Here is a 23,373-nt window from a genome sequence, read left to right as displayed (position 1 = left end):
GCCTATCGGTCAGACTGGACGAACAGGGATAACCTCCTGTGCACCCAGTCGCTTCTCGGCGCGTTTGGTTCGATCAATGATATCGCCGGCCAATTGCCCACAAGCAGCATCAATATCATCTCCACGCGTCTTGCGTACCGTCACGGTAAAGTCGTATTCCATCAAGGTTTTCATAAACCTATCGATACGAGAATTACTCGGTTTCTTGTACGGAGACTCAGGATACGGGTTAAATGGAATAAGGTTAATCTTCGCTGGCGTATCTTTCAGTAGCTCTGCGAGCTGACGCGCATGCTCCATATAATCATTGACATGATCGAGCAAAATATACTCAACCGTGACACGACCACGGTTCGCATTCGATGTCGCAATATAACGGCGCACGGCATCAAGGAATGCCTCAATGTCCCAGCGGTCATTGATTGGCATGATCTGGCTGCGAAGCTCATCATTCGGCGCATGCAGAGAAATCGCCAACGCCACGTCGATTTTACCGATCATTTGCTCAAGACCTGATACAACCCCTGAGGTTGAGACCGTCACACGACGCTTCGATAGGCCGTAGGCGTTATCATCTAGCATCAGGTTCAACGCTGGGATCAGGTTTTTCATGTTCAGTAACGGCTCGCCCATGCCCATCATCACCACGTTGGTAATCGGACGGCGACCGGTTTCTTTTTCAATCCCGATTTCTTTCGACGCACGCCATACCTGACCGATGATCTCAGACACGCGCAAGTTACGGTTAAAGCCTTGGGCACCGGTCGAGCAGAATTTACAGTCCAACGCACAACCAACTTGCGAAGACACACACAAGGTAGCCCGGTCATCTTCTGGGATATAGACGGTTTCAACATCTTGACCAGCCACACGCATGGCCCATTTAATGGTGCCATCTTTTGAGTACTGGGCCGATGCCACTTCTGGTGCGCGGATCTCCGCCACACGCTTGAGTTTCTCACGCAACTTCTTGTTGATGTTGTTCATCTCATCGAAGTCATCGCAACCGAAGTGATAGATCCACTTCATGACTTGGTCGGCACGGAATGCCTTTTCGCCGAGCTCGTCAGCAAAATATGCACGGAGTGCCTGCCTGTCAAAATCAAGCAGATTAACTTTCTCTGTTGTCATTGGGGGTTGCCTCGTAAGAACTAGCTGTGTGGTAAAGACAAGTATATTCGCCATTGCGTCACGCTGCTTGTCCGCCCTGTTATGCTAACAAGGGGCTGGCGTGCGCGCGCAAGGCGCGAAATTGTACAGGCTTTAGATCACAGTTTCCACTCTCAGCGAGCAGGGTTATTTGCACTTAAGACGTAAAAAAAGAGGCCAACGCCTCTTTTTAAAACACCCGTGCGCTAAAAGCGGGATTAGCAACGAGGATGGATCTCATCGGCTGTGAAGAAGTAAGCAATTTCACGCTCAGCAGACGCGGGGCTATCCGAGCCATGCACTGAGTTGTATTGCATGCTTTCTGCAAAATCGGCGCGTAAGGTGCCACAGGCCGCTTCTTCTGGGTTGGTTTTCCCCATCAGCTCGCGATAACGGCTAATCGCGCTCTCACCTTCTAGCACTTGGACCATAATGGGACCCGAGGTCATAAACTCGACCAGTGACGCAAAGAACGGTTTGCCTTGGTGTTCGGCATAAAACCCTTCTGCTTGCTCCTTGGTCAGATGCAGCATTTTCGCTGCGACAATACGCAAACCAGCACTTTCGATACGCTGATAGATAGCACCAATGAGGTTACGCTCTACGGCATCAGGCTTGACGATAGAAAAAGTGCGTTCAATGGTCATTCGCTTTTCCTTTCACTCTCTATAATGGGCCTCAAGGGACGATACGGGCCTACCCTAGCAGACTTTATCCGTGCGCCCTAAGCCTAATCAGGCGAAGCGTTAACTGGCACAAAAAATCAGTGACATGCTTCGCCTGTTTTCAGTCAATGAGCGATTATTTCGCCTCATCCAACAACACACGAGCGAGGGTTTTCACACCCATACCGGTCGCGCCCACCGCCCATTTGTCATTCGCAGCTTTTCGGTAGGTGCCGGAGCAATCAACGTGCATCCAACCTTTTTGATAATCATCCACGAAGTAGGACAAGAACGCAGCTGCGGTGCTCGCGCCTGGCATGTATGCACCAGAAGACGCATTGGCAATGTCCGCGAACGATGAAGGCAAGAGTTTCCGGTGGAATTCTGCCAGTGGCAGCGGCCACATGCCTTCACCTTCTTGCTGCGCCGCCTCAAGAGTGCGATGCGCCAGTGAGTCGTCAAAACTGAATAAAGCGTGATAGTCATTACCCAGCGCGGCTTTCGCTGCACCGGTTAGGGTCGCACAATCAATCAAGAGTTCAGGCTTGTGTTCACTGGCGTACATCAGACCATCGGCTAAGACTAATCGGCCTTCCGCATCAGTGTTGAGCACTTCGACCGTCACACCGTTTTTGTAGGTAATGATATCCCCAAGCTTATAGGCGCTGCTTGAGATCATGTTTTCTGCGCAGCATAGGATCAGTTTGACGCGCTTATTCAGCCCTTTAGCAATCGCCATCGCTAATGCGCCGGTCGCGGTGGCAGCCCCCCCCATATCGGCTTTCATCGACGCCATAAAGTCAGACGGCTTAATGCTGTAACCGCCCGAGTCGAAGGTGATCCCTTTCCCCACTAAACACGCATAGACAGGGGCAGATTCATCACCAGTTGGGTTGAAGTCAAGCTGCAGCATGGTCGGTTTACGCGCCGAACCACGTCCAACGGTGTAAATGCCGTTCCAGCCTTGCTCAAGCAAATCGGTGCCAGAAATAATTTTATAACTGACCGCCTCCGGGGCCATGGATTTGACAAACTCCCCCGCGCGGGCAGCCAGTTGATGAGGGCCCACTTCTTCGGCAGTTTGGTTGATAATGTCGCGCACCCAATCGCCCACTTGCTGGCGCAGGGCGAACTCATCGGCATCGGCGCCACTGAGCACCGCCTGTTCAAATGCGACGGTATTTTTCGGGGCGCGCAAACCTTGATAGAACGCCCACGCCAGTTCCAAGTCCCACTGGTCACCACCAAGCGTTAATGCGGGTACGCCTTGCCCTTCAAGCTTGCGAGCGGCTTGCTGTACTCTATCGCGTTGCGTCTCGCCTTTTGGCGCGTGTACAACCGCTTTATCCGCCTCAAATGAGACCAAGGCGTTCTCGCCCCAATGCGCGGCTGCCGGTTCATGCGACAAAGTAACCATTAATGTTTCAGACATAGTTGCACTCCTTGTACTATCGCGCTGCTTTTTGCTGCGCAGCGTCATCCGGCTATCTTAATCGAGGTCGATGACAGCCAGTTGAATGTAAAAAAGCGAGCCGATTGGCCCGCTTTTAATAATGTGTTAGGTATTTGGCCACAGATACTGTGCCGAGGCAGTGGCTAAAATACAAGTATTATCAGCCACTCACGAGAGTTAACCCTCAGTCTAGCTCATCCATCCAACACATGATGATCGCTTCTAGGATACGCTCATTGGAACGTTCCGGATCGTCATCAAAATCCTCTAACTCAGTGATCCAACGGTGCAAATCCGTAAAACGTACCGCTTTAGGGTCTACATCTGGGTAGGTATCACTCAGTTCAATCGCGATATCGCGTGAGTCTGTCCATTTCAAGCTCATCTTGCTTCTCCGTCCTTAGCGGCTTGGATTAATGGTTTTCTGCCGCATGGTTGAGGGTATAACGTGGGATCTCGACCACGAGATCTTCATCCGTGATTTTTGCCTGACAGCCGAGACGCGATTCAGGCTCCAGCCCCCACGCTTTATCCAGCATATCGTCTTCTAGCTCGTCACTTTCGTCGAGAGAGTCGAAGCCCTCACGAACAATGATGTGACATGTGGTACAGGCACAGGACTTTTCACAGGCATGTTCGATCCCAATACCGTTTTTTAGCGCCACGTCGAGAACCGTTTCACCTTCTTTGGCCTCTAATTCTGCGCCTTCTGGACACAAATCTTGGTGTGGCAGAACAATAATCTTAGGCATGATTACACCTCATCAATGGATTGGCCGGCCAACGCATGACGAATCGATTGGTCCATGCGACGTGCCGCAAAGGTCTGGCTTGCTTTATCCAGCGCTTTGATTCCGGCTTCTATCGCAGCGCCATCATCACCGTTGCGCAGAGCGATCAGTTTTTCTATTTCATTCACCAGTGCTTGTTGCTCATCGGCATCAAGCAAGGTATCGCCATCTTGTTGCATCGCAACAAGCAGCCCTTCAATCACGCGGTCAGCTTCAACACGCTGCTCCGCTAAGTAGCGCGCGTCTTTGTCTTCTGCCGCATGGGTAAACGATGATTTGATCATCGTAGCGATCTCGTCATCGCTGAGCCCGTAAGACGGCTTCACTTGGATGGACGCTTCAACCTCGGTCGATTTTTCCATCGCGGTGACAGACAGCAAGCCGTCAGCATCCACTTGATAGGTAACGCGCACATGTGCGGCGCCAGCCGTCATGGGTGGAATGCCTTTCAGGCTAAACTGGGCCAGTGAGCGACAGTCGTCGACCATCTCACGCTCGCCTTGTACCACATGCACTTTCATGCCGGTTTGGCCGTCTTTGAAGGTCGTAAACTCTTGCGCTTTGGCGACAGGAATCGTGGTATTACGTGGAATGATTTTTTCCACCAAGCCACCCATGGTCTCAATACCGAGTGACAAGGGGATCACGTCCAACAACAACATGTCAGAGTCTGGCTTGTTGCCGACTAGAATATCCGCTTGAGTGGCCGCGCCCATGGCAACCACTTTATCTGGGTCAATGCTGGTGAGGGGCTCACGACCGAAGAATTGGCCAACCTGCTCACGAACCGCAGGCACACGGGTTGAACCGCCCACCATAACCACTTCCAGCACTTCATCAGCACTGACACTGGCATCTTTCAGTGCACGACGGCACGACATCAAGGTTTTCTTGATCAGTGGCGCCACCAGCTGATCGAAGGTTTCTCGCGTCAGCACGCCCTGCCAACCAAGCACATCAATGGCCGTGGTATCCGCCGACGATAGCGCAATTTTGGCTTGTGTCGCCGCGTGAAGCACCGTACGACGCTCATCACCACTCAGGGTTTCAAATCCGGCTTGCTCGCAGATCCACTGTTCAACCAAGTGGTCAAAATCGTCGCCACCCAGTGCCGAGTCACCGCCCGTGGCCATGACCTCAAACACCCCTTTCGAAAGGCGCAAAATAGAAATATCAAAGGTACCGCCGCCAAGGTCGTACACGGCAATCACGCCTTCTTGACCAGAGTCGAGGCCGTAGGCAATCGCCGCCGCAGTTGGCTCATTAAGCAGGCGCAAGACATTAAGGCCTGCAAGTTTGGCCGCATCTTTGGTCCCTGCACGCTGCGCATCGTCAAAGTAAGCAGGCACCGTAATGACCACGCCTTCTAAGGCGTCGCCTAGGCTGTCCTCTGCGCGCTCACGAACGGCACGTAAAATATCGGCCGAACCTTGAACTGGGTTAATCGCCCCTCGACGTGTCTCGACTTGTGGAAGACCGTTTTCGGTTTTAGAAAACTGATAAGGCAAATTAGGGTAGCGGGCTTGGACATCTTCCAATGAGCGTCCCATCATACGTTTCACGGACACCAAGGTGTTCGCGCTGTCTGTCTGCACTTTGTCTAGCGCATCGTAACCGACAGAAACAGTCTCTTCACCGTAGTGGACGACGGAGGGGATCAAAGGTCGGTCTTGATGGTCGTTCAAGGTGGTCGCCTTGCCACTTCGCACCGACGCTACCAAGGTGTTGGTGGTCCCTAAATCAATGCCCACCGCGTGTTTGTGCTCGTGCGGCGCAGCACTTTGACCGGGTTCTGAAATCTGTAACAGTGCCATGTCGAATCCTTAAACTTTACTGCGTTGACAGGCGAATAAGTGCAACATCAGCCCATGAGCTGATCTTCAACGCGTTCCACTTCTTGACGAAGTTTGACCGCAAACTTGAGCTTACGAACGATCACCGCAGCATCTTGCCACTGCGATTGTGCTAGCGCGGTTTTAACATCCGCAATCAAGCTGTCGTAAAGCGCTTGGGCTTTCTCACCAAAATCAAACAATGCCGCGTCGTCATGACTGTCGGTGATTGACTCAAGTTCTTCGCGCAGCATCATTTGCTGCATTAAAAACTCCGGATCCTGCATGGTCTGTTGCTCGTCTTTCAAGTCAATGCCTTGCAGGAGCAGCATGTATTCTGCGCGACTCACCGGATCTTTTAAGGTCTGGAACGCATCGTTTATTTGGGATGCTTTCTGTACCGCCTGAAGACGAGTCTTATCGTCTTGGCTAGCCACATTGTCGGGGTGGTACTGACGTTGCAGTTCCCGGAATGTGGAAGAAAGCGAGCTACCGTCCAGCTCAAACTGGTACGGTAGCTCGAAGAGTTCAAAATGATTCATGTGCTCTCACGAATTACACGTTAAAGCTTTCGCCACAACCACACTCGCTGCTCACGTTAGGGTTGTTGAACTGAAAGCCCTCATTCAGGCCTTCTTTCACAAAGTCCAGCTCTGTCCCTTCGAGATAAAGCAGGCTTTTGCTGTCGACAATCACCTTTACACCGTCACGTTCGAACACCTGATCGCCTTCTTGCAGCTCATCAGCAAACTCAAGGACATAAGCCATGCCTGAGCAACCTGACGTTCTGACACCCAGTCGCAGGCCGATGCCTTTGCCTCGGTTATCCAAAAAAGCTCTGACGCGATCAGATGCCGCTTGTGTCATGGTAATCGCCATAGTTACAACAACCCCTTGGTTTTACTGCTGGTGTTTTTTCTTGTAATCACTCACTGCCGCTTTGATAGCGTCTTCTGCCAAGATAGAGCAGTGCACTTTTACCGGCGGAAGTTCTAGCTCTTCGGCGATCTCTGAGTTTTTGATCGCGGCGGCATCATCAATTGAGCGGCCTTTTACCCACTCAGTCACCAGCGAGCTTGATGCAATCGCTGACCCACAGCCGTAGGTTTTAAATTTGGCGTCTTCGATGATGCCTTGGTCGTTCACCTTGATTTGTAGCTTCATAACGTCACCACAAGCCGGCGCACCCACCATGCCGCTACCGACAGACGGATCATCTTTTTCAAACGCACCGACGTTACGTGGGTTTTCGTAGTGGTCAATTACTTTATCGCTGTAAGCCATAATCGTTTCCTCAAATATGATTGCTCACTGTTGCCAGCTGGCGCGTTTTTTGAATTAGTGGTGCGCCCATTCAACGGTACTTAGGTCGATACCGTCTTTGTACATATCCCACAATGGAGACATTTCACGCAGTTTGTTAACCGCTTCGCGGACTTTTTCAACCGCGTAGTCCACTTCTTCCTCAGTGGTGAAGCGGCCAAATGAGAAACGCAGTGAGCTGTGTGCAAGCTCATCGTCACGTCCCAGTGCACGCAATACGTAAGAAGGCTCAAGGCTTGCTGACGTACAGGCTGAGCCTGAAGAAACGGCAAGGTCTTTCAATGCCATCAGCAAAGATTCGCCTTCAACAAACGCAAAGCTTACGTTTAGGTTGTGTGGAACACGCTGTTCCATATCACCGTTGACGTAGACTTCTTCCAGATCTTTAACGCCTTCGTAGAAGCGGTTACGCAATGCCAGTGCGTGTTGGTAATCTTTTTCACGCTCTTCTTTGGCAATACGGAACGCTTCACCCATGCCCACGATTTGGTGGGTAGGGAGTGTACCTGAACGCATACCGCGTTCGTGGCCACCACCGTGCATTTGCGCTTCGATACGCACGCGAGGTTTACGGCGAACATACAGCGCCCCGATACCCTTAGGTCCGTAGGCTTTGTGGGCGCTGAATGAAATCAGGTCCACTTTCATTTCTTGCACATCGATAGGCAGTTTGCCGACAGATTGCGCCGCATCGACATGGAACATGATCTTGCGCTCACGGCACAGTTCGCCAATGGCCGCGATATCTTGAATCACACCGATCTCGTTGTTCACGTGCATGATAGACACCAAGATTGTGTCGTCACGCATCGCTGCTTCGAGCTTTTTCATGTCTACCAAGCCATTTTCTTCTGGCTCAAGGTAGGTAACTTCAAAACCTTCACGCTCGAGTTGACGGCATGGGTCCAACACCGCTTTATGCTCGGTTTTACAAGTAATGACGTGCTTGCCTTTCTTCGCGTAGAAGTGAGCGATGCCTTTAATTGCCAAGTTGTCAGACTCGGTCGCACCAGAGGTAAAGACGATTTCACGAGGATCAGCATTACAGTAGTTCGCGATGTGCTCACGAGCGGTATCCACCGCTTCTTCTGCCTGCCAGCCAAAACGGTGCGAGCGAGAGGCCGGGTTACCAAAGAACCCGTCCATAGTCAGGTACTGACTCATTTTTTCAGCCACACGCGGGTCAACCGGACACGTGGCTGAGTAATCAAAATAAATGGGCAATTTCATGTTTTTCTCCAATTACACCGACATGGTCATCAGGAGCGAACATTGACACCAATGGTGGCACTGTCTTGCTTTACTTGTGAGCTAAAAGAATGTCTGGGCGCCAAGGTGGCATCCAGTTTAGCGTCCTGACGATCTGCTACTTGCTTCACTTCGTTATCTTGCATCAGCTCACCGAGCGTGATGTCATTTAGAAAACCGCTTATACGGGCACTTAAATCGCGCCACAAGGTATGCGTCAAACAGCGAGTACCGCCTTGACAATCAGCTTTACCTTGGCACTTAGTGGCGTCTACGGATTCGTCAACCGCCGCGATCACGGCACCTACCGCGATATCAGTGGCTTCTACACCAAGACGATAACCACCGCCTGGGCCACGAACACTGCTCACTAGCCCCGCCTTGCGCAGGCGAGAGAAAAGTTGCTCAAGGTAAGACAATGAAATGCCTTGACGCTCAGAAATGTCCGCCAGTGGCACCGGGCCCTGCTCAGAATGAAGGGCGACATCGAGCATCGCGGTTACCGCATAACGGCCTTTCGAAGTCAGTCTCATAACACGCTACCTGTGGTGAATAGATGGTCAAATGGTTACATACTTGAGTGTTTTGGTCAAGTATTTACCTGAGTAATTTAGTCAGGTTTTATTTGCCCTATTACGTCGTGCCAATGAAATCGATCAATGCCGTTATGAATTCTCTTTATTGGATGGTGATGCGTCTGTTGGCCGGGTCCCTTTTTCAACCGACGACAAGACGCCGCGCAGAATATTAAGCTCTTGGCTCTCCAGCCTTGCGCGATTAAACAGACGACGCAATTTGGTCATCACCATGCCAGGATGCTGTTTACGAATAAAACCGGTTTGGGTTAACACCTTTTCAAGGTGTTGGTAAAAACGGCTCAGCTCTTCATTAAGCGGATAGTCTTGAACCTGACTCTCGCCTTGATACGCTTGGCTTTCTAACCATGCCATACGCAGCTCATAGCAGAGTGTTTGTACCGCCATGGCCAAATTCAACGAGCTATAATCTGGGTTGGCAGGAATGGCTACATGATAATGACAGGTTTGCAACTCCTCATTTGTGAGTCCTGTGCGCTCACGGCCGAACACAATCGCAACCGGATGAGACGGTGCTTCAGACAAGGCCTTTTTCCCACACTCGCGGGCATCTAGCATCGGCCATTCTAGCGTTCGGCTGCGTGCACTGGTCCCAATCACCAAGCCACAATCGGCCACGGCTTTTTCAAGCGTGTCCACCACTCGCGCGTTATTGGCGATATCACTGGCACCGGCAGCCAGTGCAATGGCTTGTCCATCAACGTCACATTGAGGTGCCACTAGGGTCATACGGCTTAAGCCCATTACTTTCATGGCTCGTGCCGCCGAGCCGATATTGCCGGAGTGGGAAGTGCCCACTAGCACTACGCGAATTTGATCTAGCATGGTGTTATCGTCGTCTCTTGCACTACTGGGGTAATTATTGGCTTTGACTACCCGCAAGCAGAGGTCTGAAAGATCTGCGCAGTTTATCACAGTGCAATCGATAATACTTCTCAGCTAGGACCAGAGCGACTATTGACGAAAAACATGTTACCGCGCTAATTGCCTGATCCGTGGCGATGAAAAAATAACCACTTTCCTTTTCATCCAGCTCTGTTATACTCGCGCCCGCTTTCGTTCTTTAACATCCGTTGGGAAAATCGTATGCATCCGATGCTAAACATCGCCGTCCGTGCTGCACGGAAGGCTGGCGACTTTATCGCTAAATCTGCAGAACACAGAGACAACATCGAAACCGCGCAAAAAGGCACCAATGACTTTGTCACCAATGTGGACAAAGGTGCTGAGCAAATCATCATCGACATTATCAAGAAGTCCTACCCTGACCACACCATCGTTGGTGAAGAATCTGGCGTTGCGGAAGGTAAAGATAGCGACTATCAATGGATCATCGACCCACTGGATGGCACCACTAACTTCGTTAATGGCTTACCTCACTTCAGCGTTTCTATCGCTGTGCGCATTAAAGGCCGCACCGAAATCGGCTGCGTGTATGACCCAATGCGCAACGAGCTATTCACCGCACAACGCGGTGCTGGCGCGCAACTTAACAACAAACGTATCCGTACCGGCAGCGCAAAAGATCTGAACGGCACCATCCTCGCGACGGGTTTCCCCTTCAAAGCGAAGCAACATGCTGAAGGCTTTATGGCCGTGATCAGTGCTTTGTTTGTTGATTGTGCAGACTTCCGTCGTACCGGTTCAGCAGCCTTGGATCTGTGCTACGTGGCCGCTGGCCGTGTGGACGGTTTCTTTGAGCTAGGCCTTAAGCCGTGGGACCTTGCGGCCGGTGAGCTGATTGCTCGTGAAGCGGGTGCAATTTGTACCGACTTTAGTGGCGGCACCGATTACATGCACTCAGGCAACATTGTCAGTGGTAACCCACGTATCGTGAAAGGTATGCTGGCAAAAGTGCGTGAGAATGCGCCTGAGTCGATGAAGAAATAATCGACACGACAGACGAAAAAAGCGGTGCTCATCGAGCGCCGCTTTTTTTTATTCTCCAAACTGAATGGTAAAGCCGCGGCCACCGAGTCGGTAGCCGACAGCATTAAGGCATAGAGTCGAACTCTTGACCTTCTTTTTCCACCTCGGGTACCAGCAAGTGCTCGCGAGTAATCCCCAATTTCAGCGCCAACGCTGACGCAACGTAAATCGAAGAATACGTACCTACCGTGATACCAATCAGCAATGCCATGGCAAACCCGTGGATCATTGAACCGCCCAAGGTGAATAGGGCGATGACCACAAACAAAGTAGTCCCGGATGTAATCGTGGTCCGGCTTAAGGTTTGTGAGATAGAGGCATTGATGATCTCATCCGACTCACCTTTACGCAGCTTACGGAAGTTTTCACGAATCCGGTCAAATACCACGATGGTATCGTTCAACGAGTAACCCACCACCGTTAGCAACGCGGCAACAATGGTCAAGTCCACTTCCACTTGGAACAGTGAGAAGATCCCTAAGGTGATGATCACATCATGCGCCAACGCCATAACCGCACCGGCTGCTAGACGCCACTCAAAGCGGAATGAGACGTAGATCAAAATACAAACCAAGGCAATGATGATCGCCAGACCACCCGCTTCGGTCAGTTCGTCCCCGACGTTTGGACCCACAAACTCAATCCGGCGCATTTCAACTGCTTCACCCGTGCCTTCTTTGATCGCACGGAGCACTTCGTTACCCAGATTTTCGCCCTGCATATCATCGCGCGGACGCAAACGGACCATCACATCCGTGGCGCTGCCGAAGTTTTGCACCACCGCATCGTCAAACCCATTAGCGGATAAGGCTTCACGAATTGCAGGCAAATCTGCCGGCTGTTCGAAGCCGACTTCAATCAGGGTTCCGCCAGTAAAGTCCAGCCCCCAATTCAACCATTTGGTTGACAGGGTGACCACAGACGCGACAATCATGACAAGCGAAAAAACGAAGGCCAACTTGGACCAACGCATAAAGTTGATCGACATGTCTGGTTTAAAAATTTGAAACATGCTTGGCTCCCTTAAATCGACAGTTTCTTGACGCGTTTACCGCCGTACACCAGGTTAACTAGCGCACGTGTACCGATAATGGCCGTAAACATTGAGGTCAAAATACCGATCGACAGCGTCACAGCAAAGCCTTTGATTGCCCCTGTACCCACTGCAAACAAGATGATGGCAGTGATCAATGTGGTGATGTTGGCATCGGCAATGGTACTGAAGGCATTGGAGTAACCCCGATCAATCGCATGTTGTGGATTACGCCCTTCAATCAGCTCCTCGCGGATACGCTCAAAGATAAGTACGTTCGCATCCACGGCCATCCCCACGGTGAGGACAATACCGGCAATGCCGGGTAGCGTCATGGTCGCCCCAGGAATCAAAGACATGATACCGATGATCAGCACGATATTCGCAAATAACGCACAGTTAGCAAAAAGGCCAAAGCGACGGTAGTAAATCAAGGTGAAGATCATCACCGCGACCAATCCCCAGATACAGGCTTGTACTCCCATATTGATGTTTTGCTGCCCCATAGATGGACCAATGGTGCGCTCTTCAACAATAGAGATGGGAGCAATCAAGGCACCTGCACGTAACAGCAACGCGAGGTTGTGTGCTTCTGCAGGCGAGTCGATGCCAGTAATCCGGAAGTTACGCCCCAACGCCGATTGAATCGTCGCTTGGTTGATCACTTCTTCGTGCTTTTCCAAGATCACTTTGCCGTTTTCGTCGCGCTCTCCGCTGTCTTTGTACTCAGCGAAAACCGTTGCCATCAGTTCACCAATATGGCGTTTACTGAAGTCCGACATCTTGTCACCACCTTCGCTATCTAGCGAGATATTGACTTGAGGACGGCTGTATTCGTCACGCGACGAGCTCGCATCGGTAATATGAGACCCGGTCAGGATCACGCGCTTTTTCAACACGGTTGGACGACCATCACGGGTCATCATCAGCTCGCTACCCGGCGGCACTCGGCCAGCCATGGCAGCAGACAAGTCGGCGTCTTGATCCACTTCGCGAAATTCCAAGGTCGCCGTCGCGCCAAGAATTTCTTTCGCACGCGCCGTATCTTGTACACCCGGAAGCTCAACCACAATCCGGCTTGCGCCTTGACGTTGCACCAATGGCTCGGCCACACCTAACTCATTCACACGGTTACGCAAAATGGTGATGTTTTGGGCCACTGCGTAATTACGAATTTCTTTCAGGCGCTCTTCTTTATAAACGGCGGTCAGTTTGCCTTTATCGTCATCTACCGAGAAGTTCATATCCAGATAGTTGTTCGACAGCAGCTCAAGTGCTTTGTCTGTGTCTTGCGCATTACGCAACAGCACCACAACGCGGGTATTATCTTCAATTCGAATGCCGCGGTAGCGAATACGCGCTTCGCGCAGATCAGTACGGAAGCTGTCTTCCTGCTGCGTCATCAGCTTTTCGAGTGCCGCGTCCATGTCCACTTCCATGAGAAAGTGCACACCGCCACGCAAGTCAAGACCAAGCTTCATTGGCGTAGCACCCAGCGCGTCTAGCCAAGTCGGCGTCGCCGGCGCTAGGTTTAAAGCCACCACGTAGTCGTTGCTATCAAAACGGGACATCAGAAGATCTCGAGCACTGATTTGGGTCTCAGTATCTTTAAAGCGGGCCAACACGGTGCCGTCTTCGAGCGCGATAGATTGATAGGAGAGATCGTTGGATTCGAGGGTTTGTTTGATGGAGTCCAGCGCAGTCATATCTACCGAGGCGCCACGCGCCCCGGAAATTTGTACTGCTGGATCTTCACCGTATAAATTGGGAAGTGCATACACGATGCCGGTAACCAAGATTACCAGCAACATGATGTACTTCCACAAAGGATAACGGTTTAGCACAGCATGCATCCTTTATGGTTGCGAGAATTAAAGAGACTGGATGGTACCCTTAGGTAGAACAGCGGTCACGAAGTCTTTTTTAATCGTCACTTCGTTGTCGTCGTTCAGGGCGATGACAATAAAATCATTGTCTTCAGCGATTTGGGTGATTTTACCCACCAAACCACCACCGGTCAGTACTTCGTCCCCTTTGCTCATAGAAGCCATCAAGTTCTTGTGCTCTTTAACACGTTTGGCTTGCGGGCGGTAAATCATAAAGTAGAAAATCACCGCAAAAAGGCCAAGCATGATAAATAGCTGCATACCACCACCTTGTGGTCCGGCTTCAGCGGCTGCGTGAGCTTGTGAGATAAACATTCAATCACGTCCTCGTTCTAGTTGTTGAATTCGAAATCAGTCGAGCGGCGGCACTTCCTTGCCACGACGCGCGTAGAAATCCTCTACAAAGGCATCTAATCTACCTTCGTCAATCGCGTGACGCAAACCTTCCATCACTCGTTGATAGTAACGTAAGTTATGGATGGTATTGAGGCGCGCGCCAAGAATTTCGTTACAGCGGTCTAAATGGTGCAAGTAAGCACGGCTGTAATGGCGGCAAGTGTAACAGTCACACTCTGGATCCAGAGGCGAGGTATCACTTTTATGTTTCGCATTACGGATCTTGATCACACCGCCGGTAATAAAGAGGTGGCCGTTGCGGGCATTTCGGGTTGGCATCACACAATCAAACATGTCTACGCCACGACGAACGCCTTCCACCAAATCTTCAGGCTTACCCACGCCCATCAGATAGCGGGGCTTATCTTCTGGTAGTTGCGGACAGGTATGCTCCAAAATGCGGTGCATGTCTTCTTTTGGCTCACCCACAGCCAAACCACCGACAGCATAACCGTCAAAGCCAATCTCAGTGAGCCCTTTGACCGATACATCGCGCAGGTCTTCATATACACCACCTTGCACGATACCGAACAGCGCATTTTTGTTACCTAATTTGTCAAAGTGGTTACGACTGCGCTTTGCCCAACGTAGTGACATCTCCATCGACTTTTTCGCTTCGGCGTGCGTCGCTGGGTAAGGGGTACACTCATCAAAAATCATCACGATGTCTGAGCCAAGGTCATATTGGATCTCCATCGATTTTTCCGCATCCATAAAGATGCGATCACCGTTCACAGGGTTACGGAAATGGACCCCTTCTTCGGTGATTTTACGGATATCGCCCAAGCTGAAGACTTGGAAGCCGCCAGAGTCAGTCAAGATGGGTCCTTGCCACTGCATAAAGTCATGCAAATCCCCGTGCAGTCGCATTACCTCTTGACCCGGACGCAGCCAAAGGTGGAAGGTGTTGCCAAGCAAGATTTCGGCACCGGTTCCTTTAACTTCTTCTGGGGTCATTCCTTTTACGGTCCCGTACGTTCCTACCGGCATAAATGCTGGGGTTTCTACAGTCCCGCGCTCAAAGATCAAACGGCCACGGCGGGCGCGTCCGTCGGTTTTCTTCAGTTCGTATTCCACGAATCCTCCTCAGTGCCAGAGAAACAGTCTGGCGTGTGTCTTATGCGTGCAAGGTTTATCCTGCCGCAAGCATCGCACGAGCAGTTAATCTCGTGTCGTTGTCGATGAGTCAGCGTCTTGCTGACGGGTAATAAACATGGCATCGCCGTAGCTGAAAAAGCGATAGCGCTCTTCAACTGCCGTACGATAGGCGGCCATCGTATGTTCGTAACCGGCAAAAGAGCTCACCAGCATGATCAAGGTTGATTCCGGCAAGTGAAAATTGGTCACTAACACGTCCACCAGCTGCCATTGATAACCAGGATAGATAAAAATCTGAGTATCGTTAAAAAATGGCGCCAACGGCTCACCGTTTTGCTTCGCCGCTTGTGCCGCACTTTCCAGTGAACGCACCGAGGTGGTTCCCACCGCAATCACGCGTTTACCTTGCGCACGGGTGTGGTTCACCGCATCAACAACCTCTTGTGGCACTTCCGCATACTCTGCATGCATCACGTGCTCTTCGATATTGTCAACGCGCACGGGCTGGAATGTTCCGGCGCCGACGTGCAAGGTAACAAACGCTATATTGACGCCTTTTTCTTTAAGCGCAGCCATAATGGCATCGTCAAAGTGTAACCCCGCCGTTGGCGCAGCGACTGCCCCGGGCTTTTGGTTATACACAGTTTGATAGCGTTCTTTATCGCTCTCTTCATCAGGGCGGTCGATGTATGGCGGCAACGGCATATGGCCGATGTCGTTAAGCGTATCTACCACGCCTTTATCGCCATTTAGCTGGATTTCGAACAGAGCATCGTGGCGTGCCACCATCTCTGCAGGGATCTGTCCGTCATCGCCAAGGAATAATTCGGCACCGGGTTTGGGGGCTTTAGACGCGCGCACGTGGGCGAGGAAACGACGTTCGTCGAGCACGCGCTCCACCAGCACCTCTATTTTACCGCCCGACGCTTTGCGGCCATACACACGCGCGGGGATCACTCGTGTGTTGTTGAACACCATCAAATCCCCAGGCTCAACCAGCTCGAGGATATCTTTAAACTGACGATGTACCACCTCACCGCTTGTGCCATCGAGTGACAATAAGCGACTTGCACTGCGATCCGGCTGCGGATAGCGTGCAATTAACTCATCGGGAAGTTCAAAGTGAAAATCGGATAATTGCATGACATTTGCCTAGATAAAAAGCAGGCCGCTAGTATAGGTTCACCACGGTGAATATCAAGCAAGGTGGAGGATTAGTCGCCGCTTAAACTGTCACATCTTATTGCACTTCGCCTGCCTTTTATAACAACTATCCTTGATGCGTATCACGTCGAATTAGTGCTAGGTAGACTAGAGTGTAAGTATAGCTTCCCTTCCCTGTCTGACTGTAAGGAGGTGCCATGTTTATCGTTGATGACATGATGACCCGGCATCCACATACGCTCTCCCCGGAACACACCTTGGCCGACGCTCATACGCTGATGAGTGCCGAACGCTTTCGTCATTTACCTGTGGTTGATGATGCGCAGCGACTGGTAGGACTCGTGACGCAACGCGACGTGCTATCCGCTCAAGCCTCTTCGCTAGGTAAAGCGACTAACGGGGACAACGAAATGAATACGCCCCTGTCGCATTTTGCTCATCGTCAACTGGTGACGGTGGATCCAGAAGCCTCTCTACGCGCAGCCGCCTTGACCATGCTAGAGCGCAAAATCGGTTGTTTGCCTGTGATTAAAAATCAGAAGTTGGTTGGCATTATTACCGACAGCGATTTTGTCGCCATAGCCTCAACCTTGTTGGAAATCCAAGAAGAAACTGAGCCCATGGAGGCCGACGAATAAAAAAGGGGAGTGTCACCACTCCCCGTTTCGTCCCATCCGCATGGGTTAGAACTGATCTTCTTCAGTTGAGCCAGTCAACGCTGTCACCGACGATTGACCACCTTGAATGGTGTTGGTCATCTGGTCGAAGTAACCCGTGCCCACTTCTTGCTGATGCGCCACAAAGGTGTAGCCTCGTTCAGCCGCTTCAAACTCTGGGCGCTGTACTTTTTCGACATAGTGACGCATCCCCTCACCTTGCGCATAAGCGTGGGCTAAATCAAACATGTTGTACCACATGTTATGAATACCCGCTAAGGTGATGAACTGATACTTATAGCCCATGTCTGAAAGCGCTTGTTGGAAACGGGCAATCGTGTCTGCATCCAAGTTTTTCTCCCAGTTGAATGACGGAGAGCAGTTATAAGCCAGCAATTGATCGGGGTATTTGGCGTGAATGGCTTCGGCAAATTGACGCGCTTCTTCTAAATCAGGTTTGGCCGTTTCACACCAAACTAAATCGGCATACGGCGCATAGGCCAAGCCGCGAGAAATGGCTTGCTCAATCCCCGCACGCACACGGTAAAAGCCTTCGGCCGTACGCTCGCCGACAATAAAGTCCTTATCGTAGGGATCGCAATCCGACGTCAGCAAGTCTGCCGCATTGGCGTCGGTGCGCGCAATGACTAAGGTATCTGTCCCTGCAACGTCCGCTGCTAAACGCGCTGCCACCAGTTTTTGCACCGCTTCTTGGGTCGGCACCAATACCTTGCCCCCCATGTGGCCACATTTTTTCACCGACGCGAGCTGATCTTCGAAGTGCACCCCAGCGGCACCTGCATCAATCATGCTGCGCATCAACTCATACGCGTTGAGTACGCCGCCAAAGCCTGCTTCTGCATCGGCAACAATCGGCAAAAAGTAATCAATGCCATCTTCCGGGCTGCCCCCTTTCGACCATTGGATCTGGTCGGCACGGCGGAAAGCATTATTAATGCGCTTCACCACCGCAGGCACAGAGTCGACGGGATACAATGATTGGTCTGGATACATGCTTGAGGCAGTGTTGTTATCCGCCGCCACTTGCCAGCCGGAGAGGTAAATGGCTTCAATCCCCGCTTTGGCCTGCTGGACAGCTTGCCCACCAGTGAGTGCACCAAGGCAATTCACATAGCCCTTTTTGGCCTCACCATTGACAAGATCCCAAAGCTTAGCGGCACCGCGCTTGGCAATGGTGTTTTCTGGGACAAAAGAGCCGCGTAGGTTCACCACCTCTTCCGCGCTGTAAGTCCGTTTTACGTTTTTCCAACGTGGATTTTCTGCCCACTCTTTTTCCAGTTGAGCGATTTGTTGTTGGCGAGTTAAAGTCATGTTCCATTCCTCTTATTTCTCGGGCGCAAGCCCAGTCCTGTCAATCCATTTTGTTGTGTTGCTTCCGTGCCACTATGGCAAATACTGATACCCAGGTAGGGTTAAGAAGTTGACCAACTCATCACTGGTCGTCAGCTGTGCCATCAAGGCGGCTGCTTGCTGATATTGCCCGCGGGCAAAGACATCGGCCCCTAACTCGTGTTCCAGTACTTTCATCTCTTCACTAAGGTATTGCTCAAACAATGCCTTGGTAACTACTTGGCCATTGCTCAATGGCTTTTGGTGTTTGATCCATTGCCAAATCGACGCACGTGAAATCTCGGCAGTGGCCGCATCTTCCATTAATCCATAAATCGGCACACACCCATTGCCTGAGATCCATGCTTCGATGTATTGCACCGCGACCCGAATGTTGTGTCGCATTCCCGCTTCGGTGCGCTCTCCGTCACAAGGTGCAAGGAGATCGGCGGCGGTAATCGGCGCATCTTGCTCGCGGGAGATATGTAACTGGTTAGGCTTGTCACCCAGTGCGCGGTCGAACACCGCTTTAGCGGTATCTGCCAGCCCCGGGTGCGCAATCCATGTACCGTCGTGGCCGTTATTGGCTTCGAGGGTTTTATCTTTTTCAATCTTATCCAGCACCTGCTGGTTTTCAGCCGGATCTTTACTGGGAATAAACGCGGCCATACCGCCCATCGCTAACGCACCGCGCTTGTGGCAAGTTTTTACCAACAAACGGGAGTAAGCATTGAGGAAAGGTTTATCCATGGTCACGACTTGGCGATCCGGCAATACGCGATCCGGATGATTACGCAAGGTTTTGATGTAACTAAAGATGTAATCCCAGCGGCCGCAGTTTAGAGCCACAATGTGGTCGCGAAGATGGTAAAGAATTTCATCCATCTCAAACACGGCAGGTAGGGTCTCAATCAATACGGTGGCTTTAATGGTGCCACGGCTCAGACCAAATTCATCTTCAGCAAATGAGAAGACGTCACTCCACCATGCGGCTTCTTGATAGGCTTGTAACTTCGGCACATAAAAGTAAGGACCCGAGCCGGTCTCCAATAAGCGACGATAGTTGTGGAAAAAATACAAAGCGAAGTCGAATAAAGCGCCTGGAATGGGTTTGCCCTGCCACTCTACATGCTTTTCAGTGAGGTGAAGGCCACGCACGCGGCAGATCAGCCGAGCCGGATTATCATTGAGCTGATAACGCTTACCGGTATCAGGGTGGGTATAACTGATGGTGCCGTTGACCGCATCACGCAAATTCCGCTGCCCCTCAACCACTTGCGGCCACGCCGGTGCAAATGAGTCTTCAAAGTCTGCCATGAAGACCTTCACATTCGCATTCAGTGCGTTAATCACCATTTTGCGATCGACAGGTCCGGTGATTTCTAACCGGCGATCTTGCAGATCGCTGGGGATCCCACGAATGGTCCAGTCCCCTTGGCGAATTGATTCGGTTTCGGGTAAAAAGTCTGGCAAGGTGCCTGCGTCAATGCGCTGCTGACGGACTTCTCGCGCCGCGAGCAGCTCAGGCACGCGTGATGCGAACTTATCAGCGAGACTCGCCACAAAACATAACGCATCATCGGTGAGTATTTCAGCTTGTTCCGGTGATAACGCTTCTGTCAGCACCAGCGATTCACGTAACGTTGAACACGCTTCAGTCATGTTGCCTCCCTGGCCTCAGTTGTAATCCAATCACAACAAAAATGATTATTCCGCCACACTGCAACTTTTCTAGACAATGTGGTCACTGTTTAATCAAGTTGGCGTAGTTTGGCGTAAAAATCAACTAGAGATTCATTTCAACCTCGCAACAAAAAACACATAAACACAAATAAAACAGTAGGTTAAATAAAATAGAGTATTAGCTCGAATTGATTTTTTTGTACGAATTATTAGGAGGATATAAACCTGCTACGCAGATCATATTTTTGTCACCTCTTTGTAACTCATTACGTAATTTAATTACACATTAAGCAACAAAAGATGTGTGGGTGAGGTAATAAATTTATGATTATCAGCCAGTTAACCGAAACAGCAAGATGTGTTGATTATAAACCGACTCACTGGCGTGATAATAATCCAACGATTCTATTTCACTGGATGAGGTTTTATTGCAGAGGAATATGCTAAACATTTTGCTATTAACCGAGATAAAACTCCAAATAGCAGATGAGCGCTAGCTAGTCAGTCCGATTGAGTAATGCCGCCACCAGATCCGCCAATTTATTAAAGGTATCAATACGACTCGATGATGGACGCCACACCATGCCGATTTCACGATACGCGGCGCGTCCGGGGGGAATTTCTAGGTGTACGTCAAGATTATCGATTAAGCCATGATCAATCGCCATTTGCGGAATAAATGTGACGCCATTGCCGTTGGCGACCATCTGGATCAAGGTATGTAAGCTGGTCGCCATAAACGGGTTAATCTTCTGTGAGGCCGTCATTTGGCAGGCAGATACCGCATGGTCCGTGAGGCAGTGTTCGCGCTCGAGCAAAAACACCGACTCATCGGGCAAGGCATCGTAATCCACCGGCAGCGTTAATTGCGCGGCTTGCTTGCGGCTCATCACCATCTTGAAAGGATCACGGCCAACAATGCGGCTGGTCATGGCGCCGATATCCATCGGTAAGGCCAAAATCAGCACATCCATTTCGCCGTGTTTGAGCGCGGTAAGCAAGTTCGCGGTGGTATCTTCTCGTAACAAGAGATCTAAATTGGGATAGCGCTGGTTAACCTGCTGGACGACGTCGGAGAGTAAAAACGGAGCGATAGTCGGAATACAGCCTAAACGGACTTTGCCATGCATAGGATCAGACTGAACGTGGGTGAGCTCCATTAAATCTTGGCTTCGGGCAAGAATTTCGCGGCTGCGGCGTACCACTTCCTCTCCCATGCCAGTCAGCACCAAGGTTTTATTGTCTCTTTCAATGAGCTGAGCACCAATCAACTCTTCTAGATTTTGGATCCCGGCACTTAGGGTCGATTGGCTAACAAAACACAGTTTCGCCGCCTCGCCAAAATGGCGAGTTTCTGACAAGGTAACCAGATAGTGTAGCTGCTTAAGTGATGGATATTTGTTCATTCTGTCAAACTTTATACAATCGTTTTTTTCGATTATAACAATCTATTAATTCCACTTTTTTCAATGTAGCAAGTCAGCTATAGTTTGTCTCGCTTATATAGGAACCTGATCTTCAGGCAAACTTTTTAATTAGGAGCTGAGTTATGGTACTCGTAGGTCGTCAAGCACCAGATTTTACTGCCGCAGCCGTTCTAGGTAATGGCGAAATCGTTGAAAACTTCAACCTGAAAGAGTTCACCAAAGGCAAAAAAGCTGTTGTCTTTTTCTACCCACTCGACTTCACTTTCGTGTGCCCATCAGAGCTGATTGCATTCGATAAGCGTTTCCAAGACTTCCAAGCGAAGGGCGTTGAGGTTATCGGTGTGTCAATCGACTCTCAGTTCTCACACAACGCATGGCGTAAAACTGCCATCGAAGACGGTGGTATCGGTGCGGTTAAATACCCACTGGTTGCAGACGTTAAACACGAAATCTGCAAAGCATACGACGTAGAGCATCCAGAAGCAGGTGTTGCTTTCCGTGGTTCTTTCCTCATCGATGAGGAAGGCGTTGTACGTCACCAAGTCGTGAACGATCTGCCACTTGGCCGTAACATCGACGAGATGCTGCGCATGGTTGATGCACTGAGCTTCCACCAGAAGAACGGTGAAGTATGCCCAGCACAGTGGGAAGAAGGTAAAGCAGGTATGAAAGACTCACCAGAAGGTGTTGCTGCATACCTGTCTGAGCACTCTGCTGACCTGTAATTATTAACGGTCAAAAGGTGACGTGCCCTACGCACTGGACAATGTGAGATAATAATGAGGCCCGGTTAAACCGGGCCCTTTTTGTATCTATTCCCCCATGACACCTGACTTGCATTGTCACGCTTCCCTTTCCTTTCTACCGCTTCTACTAGGTAATTCCCCTGCCTGCTGTCACAATACAGCCTTTATTATTGACACTGTGTTGCTCACTAAGGGGTGGTATGTCTGTCTTGGTCGAAGTTTGTATTGATAGTATTGGCTCTTTAAAGGTGGCAGAGCGCGCTGGCGCTGACCGCATCGAGCTGTGTAGTGCACTGCGCCTTGGTGGACTCACGGCCAGTTGCGGCTATATGCAACTTGCCGTCCAACAAGCGAATATTCCCATTTATGCCATTATCCGGCCACGTGAGGGAGACTTTTTATACAGCAGTGACGAAGCAGAAGTCATGCTCAAGGATATTGCGATGGCACGCCAAGCTGGATGTGCGGGCGTGGTGATCGGCGCACTGACAGCCCAAGGACAGCTCGACTTGCCACTTATCGATGACATGTTGGCAGAAGCCAAAGGTATGGGCGTGACGTTTCATCGCGCGTTTGACCACTGCGCCGATCCTGAGTCAGCACTGGAAGCGCTTTTAGCGCGTCCCGCGATTGAGCGGGTACTTACTTCGGGCCAAGCCAGCAGCGCAGAGCAAGGTAAAGAGGCACTGAAACACTGGGTAGAAATGACCCGACAGGCTGCTTTACAGATCATGCCTGGCGCGGGTGTCACGCCTGATAATGCTGCGGCGATCCTCTCCCACTGCGGCGCGCGTGAAATTCATTTATCTGCCCGTATGGGTCAACCCAGTGCCATGCAACACCGCGCAGTGGCCACCATGGGCGAAGGTGATGATGCCTGTTACCCAATGACCAACCCCGCCATTATCCGGCAAATAAAAGCCCTTTCCGCACACTTGTAAGTGCGTG

24 protein-coding genes are annotated in these 23,373 nt (G+C 50.9%); 4 read left to right on the top strand and 20 right to left on the bottom strand.

The annotated features are described in order from the left end of the window. Positions 1 to 9: 9 nt before the first annotated feature. The 12 genes from BGK46_RS15125 to trmJ all read right to left on the bottom strand — a co-directional run bounded on the left by BGK46_RS15125 (position 10) and on the right by trmJ (position 9,882). The gene (locus tag BGK46_RS15125; RefSeq protein ID WP_069590656.1) at positions 10 to 1,131 is read right to left on the bottom strand and encodes a bifunctional tRNA (adenosine(37)-C2)-methyltransferase TrmG/ribosomal RNA large subunit methyltransferase RlmN; all 1,122 of its coding nucleotides are present in this window, start codon (positions 1,129 to 1,131) and stop codon (positions 10 to 12) included. A 236-nt stretch (positions 1,132 to 1,367) separates the two neighbouring features. Beyond that, positions 1,368 to 1,796, bottom strand: coding sequence for a nucleoside-diphosphate kinase (ndk, locus tag BGK46_RS15120; RefSeq protein WP_069590654.1), 429 nt, complete (start codon positions 1,794 to 1,796; stop codon positions 1,368 to 1,370). A 154-nt stretch (positions 1,797 to 1,950) separates the two neighbouring features. Next, positions 1,951 to 3,246, bottom strand: coding sequence for an aminopeptidase PepB (pepB, locus tag BGK46_RS15115; RefSeq protein ID WP_069590652.1), 1,296 nt, complete (start codon positions 3,244 to 3,246; stop codon positions 1,951 to 1,953). Positions 3,247 to 3,451: 205 nt separating this feature from the next. Continuing rightward, on the bottom strand, positions 3,452 to 3,646 hold the full coding sequence (iscX, locus tag BGK46_RS15110) for a Fe-S cluster assembly protein IscX (RefSeq protein WP_175418670.1): 195 nt from the start codon (positions 3,644 to 3,646) through the stop codon (positions 3,452 to 3,454). Between the two features lie 34 nt (positions 3,647 to 3,680). Continuing rightward, entirely contained in the window at positions 3,681 to 4,019 is a 339-nt protein-coding gene (gene fdx, locus BGK46_RS15105) for an ISC system 2Fe-2S type ferredoxin (protein ID WP_069590648.1), read from the bottom strand. Positions 4,020 to 4,021: 2 nt separating this feature from the next. Continuing rightward, positions 4,022 to 5,872, bottom strand: a complete 1,851-nt coding sequence (gene hscA, locus BGK46_RS15100; RefSeq protein ID WP_069590647.1) for a Fe-S protein assembly chaperone HscA — start codon at positions 5,870 to 5,872, stop codon at positions 4,022 to 4,024. A 47-nt stretch (positions 5,873 to 5,919) separates the two neighbouring features. Further along, the gene (hscB, locus tag BGK46_RS15095) at positions 5,920 to 6,432 is read right to left on the bottom strand and encodes a co-chaperone HscB (RefSeq protein WP_069590645.1); all 513 of its coding nucleotides are present in this window, start codon (positions 6,430 to 6,432) and stop codon (positions 5,920 to 5,922) included. A 13-nt stretch (positions 6,433 to 6,445) separates the two neighbouring features. Further along, positions 6,446 to 6,769: an iron-sulfur cluster assembly protein IscA gene (iscA, locus tag BGK46_RS15090; RefSeq protein ID WP_069590643.1), complete on the bottom strand. Its 324-nt coding sequence runs from the start codon at positions 6,767 to 6,769 to the stop codon at positions 6,446 to 6,448. A gap of 21 nt (positions 6,770 to 6,790) precedes the next feature. After that, positions 6,791 to 7,174, bottom strand: coding sequence for a Fe-S cluster assembly scaffold IscU (gene iscU, locus BGK46_RS15085; RefSeq protein WP_069590641.1), 384 nt, complete (start codon positions 7,172 to 7,174; stop codon positions 6,791 to 6,793). Positions 7,175 to 7,228: 54 nt separating this feature from the next. Then, positions 7,229 to 8,443, bottom strand: a complete 1,215-nt coding sequence (locus tag BGK46_RS15080) for an IscS subfamily cysteine desulfurase (protein ID WP_069590640.1) — start codon at positions 8,441 to 8,443, stop codon at positions 7,229 to 7,231. A 29-nt stretch (positions 8,444 to 8,472) separates the two neighbouring features. After that, entirely contained in the window at positions 8,473 to 8,994 is a 522-nt protein-coding gene (iscR, locus tag BGK46_RS15075) for a Fe-S cluster assembly transcriptional regulator IscR (protein WP_069590637.1), read from the bottom strand. A 132-nt stretch (positions 8,995 to 9,126) separates the two neighbouring features. After that, entirely contained in the window at positions 9,127 to 9,882 is a 756-nt protein-coding gene (gene trmJ / locus BGK46_RS15070) for a tRNA (cytosine(32)/uridine(32)-2'-O)-methyltransferase TrmJ (protein ID WP_069590635.1), read from the bottom strand. Between the two features lie 261 nt (positions 9,883 to 10,143). Here trmJ and suhB point away from each other — a divergent pair, with 261 nt between their 5' ends. Further along, positions 10,144 to 10,947, top strand: a complete 804-nt coding sequence (gene suhB, locus BGK46_RS15065) for an inositol-1-monophosphatase (protein WP_069590632.1) — start codon at positions 10,144 to 10,146, stop codon at positions 10,945 to 10,947. Between the two features lie 103 nt (positions 10,948 to 11,050). On the opposite strand, the gene secF is transcribed toward suhB, so the two are convergent. The 5 genes from secF to queA all read right to left on the bottom strand — a co-directional run bounded on the left by secF (position 11,051) and on the right by queA (position 16,542). Further along, positions 11,051 to 11,998, bottom strand: coding sequence for a protein translocase subunit SecF (gene secF, locus BGK46_RS15060; RefSeq protein WP_069590631.1), 948 nt, complete (start codon positions 11,996 to 11,998; stop codon positions 11,051 to 11,053). An 11-nt stretch (positions 11,999 to 12,009) separates the two neighbouring features. Then, positions 12,010 to 13,863, bottom strand: coding sequence for a protein translocase subunit SecD (gene secD / locus BGK46_RS15055; RefSeq protein ID WP_069590629.1), 1,854 nt, complete (start codon positions 13,861 to 13,863; stop codon positions 12,010 to 12,012). Positions 13,864 to 13,890: 27 nt separating this feature from the next. Next, positions 13,891 to 14,220: a preprotein translocase subunit YajC gene (gene yajC / locus BGK46_RS15050; RefSeq protein WP_069590628.1), complete on the bottom strand. Its 330-nt coding sequence runs from the start codon at positions 14,218 to 14,220 to the stop codon at positions 13,891 to 13,893. A gap of 36 nt (positions 14,221 to 14,256) precedes the next feature. Then, positions 14,257 to 15,378, bottom strand: a complete 1,122-nt coding sequence (tgt, locus tag BGK46_RS15045; RefSeq protein ID WP_069590626.1) for a tRNA guanosine(34) transglycosylase Tgt — start codon at positions 15,376 to 15,378, stop codon at positions 14,257 to 14,259. A gap of 84 nt (positions 15,379 to 15,462) precedes the next feature. After that, positions 15,463 to 16,542 (bottom strand): tRNA preQ1(34) S-adenosylmethionine ribosyltransferase-isomerase QueA, encoded by a 1,080-nt coding sequence (gene queA, locus BGK46_RS15040; protein ID WP_069590624.1) that lies wholly within the window; start codon positions 16,540 to 16,542, stop codon positions 15,463 to 15,465. 218 nt (positions 16,543 to 16,760) lie between these two features. Between queA and BGK46_RS15035 the strand changes: the two genes are divergently transcribed. After that, positions 16,761 to 17,201, top strand: coding sequence for a CBS domain-containing protein (locus BGK46_RS15035; RefSeq protein ID WP_069590622.1), 441 nt, complete (start codon positions 16,761 to 16,763; stop codon positions 17,199 to 17,201). 45 nt (positions 17,202 to 17,246) lie between these two features. Here BGK46_RS15035 and aceA read toward each other — a convergent pair whose 3' ends face one another. From aceA to BGK46_RS15020, 3 genes are all read right to left on the bottom strand, one after another. Next, positions 17,247 to 18,551, bottom strand: a complete 1,305-nt coding sequence (gene aceA / locus BGK46_RS15030; RefSeq protein WP_069590620.1) for an isocitrate lyase — start codon at positions 18,549 to 18,551, stop codon at positions 17,247 to 17,249. A 72-nt stretch (positions 18,552 to 18,623) separates the two neighbouring features. After that, on the bottom strand, positions 18,624 to 20,231 hold the full coding sequence (gene aceB / locus BGK46_RS15025) for a malate synthase A (RefSeq protein WP_069590619.1): 1,608 nt from the start codon (positions 20,229 to 20,231) through the stop codon (positions 18,624 to 18,626). 518 nt (positions 20,232 to 20,749) lie between these two features. Continuing rightward, on the bottom strand, positions 20,750 to 21,658 hold the full coding sequence (locus tag BGK46_RS15020) for a hydrogen peroxide-inducible genes activator (RefSeq protein WP_069590616.1): 909 nt from the start codon (positions 21,656 to 21,658) through the stop codon (positions 20,750 to 20,752). Positions 21,659 to 21,801: 143 nt separating this feature from the next. On the opposite strand from BGK46_RS15020, the gene BGK46_RS15015 reads away from it, so the two are divergent. Beyond that, entirely contained in the window at positions 21,802 to 22,404 is a 603-nt protein-coding gene (locus tag BGK46_RS15015) for a peroxiredoxin C (protein WP_069590615.1), read from the top strand. Between the two features lie 221 nt (positions 22,405 to 22,625). Further along, entirely contained in the window at positions 22,626 to 23,366 is a 741-nt protein-coding gene (locus tag BGK46_RS15010; protein ID WP_069590613.1) for a copper homeostasis protein CutC, read from the top strand. The last annotated feature ends 7 nt before the right edge of the window (positions 23,367 to 23,373 follow it).

Source organism: Salinivibrio sp. SS2 (assembly GCF_001722075.1).
In the GTDB taxonomy this organism is placed as follows: domain Bacteria; phylum Pseudomonadota; class Gammaproteobacteria; order Enterobacterales; family Vibrionaceae; genus Salinivibrio; species Salinivibrio proteolyticus.
Note: the sequence above shows the minus strand (reverse complement) of the source record. Positions and strands in the feature narration are given on the sequence as shown.

What these genes read in the sequence shown, in the direction of transcription:
- BGK46_RS15125 (WP_069590656.1), bottom strand. Translation starts at nt 1,131, where the DNA reads ATGACAACAGAGAAAGTTAATCTGCTTGATTTTGACAGGCAGGCACTC.
- ndk (WP_069590654.1), bottom strand. Translation starts at nt 1,796, where the DNA reads ATGACCATTGAACGCACTTTTTCTATCGTCAAGCCTGATGCCGTAGAG.
- pepB (WP_069590652.1), bottom strand. Translation starts at nt 3,246, where the DNA reads ATGTCTGAAACATTAATGGTTACTTTGTCGCATGAACCGGCAGCCGCG.
- fdx (WP_069590648.1), bottom strand. Translation starts at nt 4,019, where the DNA reads ATGCCTAAGATTATTGTTCTGCCACACCAAGATTTGTGTCCAGAAGGC.
- hscA (WP_069590647.1), bottom strand. Translation starts at nt 5,872, where the DNA reads ATGGCACTGTTACAGATTTCAGAACCCGGTCAAAGTGCTGCGCCGCAC.
- hscB (WP_069590645.1), bottom strand. Translation starts at nt 6,432, where the DNA reads ATGAATCATTTTGAACTCTTCGAGCTACCGTACCAGTTTGAGCTGGAC.
- iscA (WP_069590643.1), bottom strand. Translation starts at nt 6,769, where the DNA reads ATGGCGATTACCATGACACAAGCGGCATCTGATCGCGTCAGAGCTTTT.
- iscU (WP_069590641.1), bottom strand. Translation starts at nt 7,174, where the DNA reads ATGGCTTACAGCGATAAAGTAATTGACCACTACGAAAACCCACGTAAC.
- BGK46_RS15080 (WP_069590640.1), bottom strand. Translation starts at nt 8,443, where the DNA reads ATGAAATTGCCCATTTATTTTGATTACTCAGCCACGTGTCCGGTTGAC.
- iscR (WP_069590637.1), bottom strand. Translation starts at nt 8,994, where the DNA reads ATGAGACTGACTTCGAAAGGCCGTTATGCGGTAACCGCGATGCTCGAT.
- trmJ (WP_069590635.1), bottom strand. Translation starts at nt 9,882, where the DNA reads ATGCTAGATCAAATTCGCGTAGTGCTAGTGGGCACTTCCCACTCCGGC.
- suhB (WP_069590632.1), top strand. Translation starts at nt 10,144, where the DNA reads ATGCATCCGATGCTAAACATCGCCGTCCGTGCTGCACGGAAGGCTGGC.
- secF (WP_069590631.1), bottom strand. Translation starts at nt 11,998, where the DNA reads ATGTTTCAAATTTTTAAACCAGACATGTCGATCAACTTTATGCGTTGG.
- yajC (WP_069590628.1), bottom strand. Translation starts at nt 14,220, where the DNA reads ATGTTTATCTCACAAGCTCACGCAGCCGCTGAAGCCGGACCACAAGGT.
- queA (WP_069590624.1), bottom strand. Translation starts at nt 16,542, where the DNA reads ATGCAATTATCCGATTTTCACTTTGAACTTCCCGATGAGTTAATTGCA.
- BGK46_RS15035 (WP_069590622.1), top strand. Translation starts at nt 16,761, where the DNA reads ATGTTTATCGTTGATGACATGATGACCCGGCATCCACATACGCTCTCC.
- aceA (WP_069590620.1), bottom strand. Translation starts at nt 18,551, where the DNA reads ATGACTTTAACTCGCCAACAACAAATCGCTCAACTGGAAAAAGAGTGG.
- aceB (WP_069590619.1), bottom strand. Translation starts at nt 20,231, where the DNA reads ATGACTGAAGCGTGTTCAACGTTACGTGAATCGCTGGTGCTGACAGAA.
- BGK46_RS15020 (WP_069590616.1), bottom strand. Translation starts at nt 21,658, where the DNA reads ATGAACAAATATCCATCACTTAAGCAGCTACACTATCTGGTTACCTTG.
- BGK46_RS15015 (WP_069590615.1), top strand. Translation starts at nt 21,802, where the DNA reads ATGGTACTCGTAGGTCGTCAAGCACCAGATTTTACTGCCGCAGCCGTT.
- BGK46_RS15010 (WP_069590613.1), top strand. Translation starts at nt 22,626, where the DNA reads ATGTCTGTCTTGGTCGAAGTTTGTATTGATAGTATTGGCTCTTTAAAG.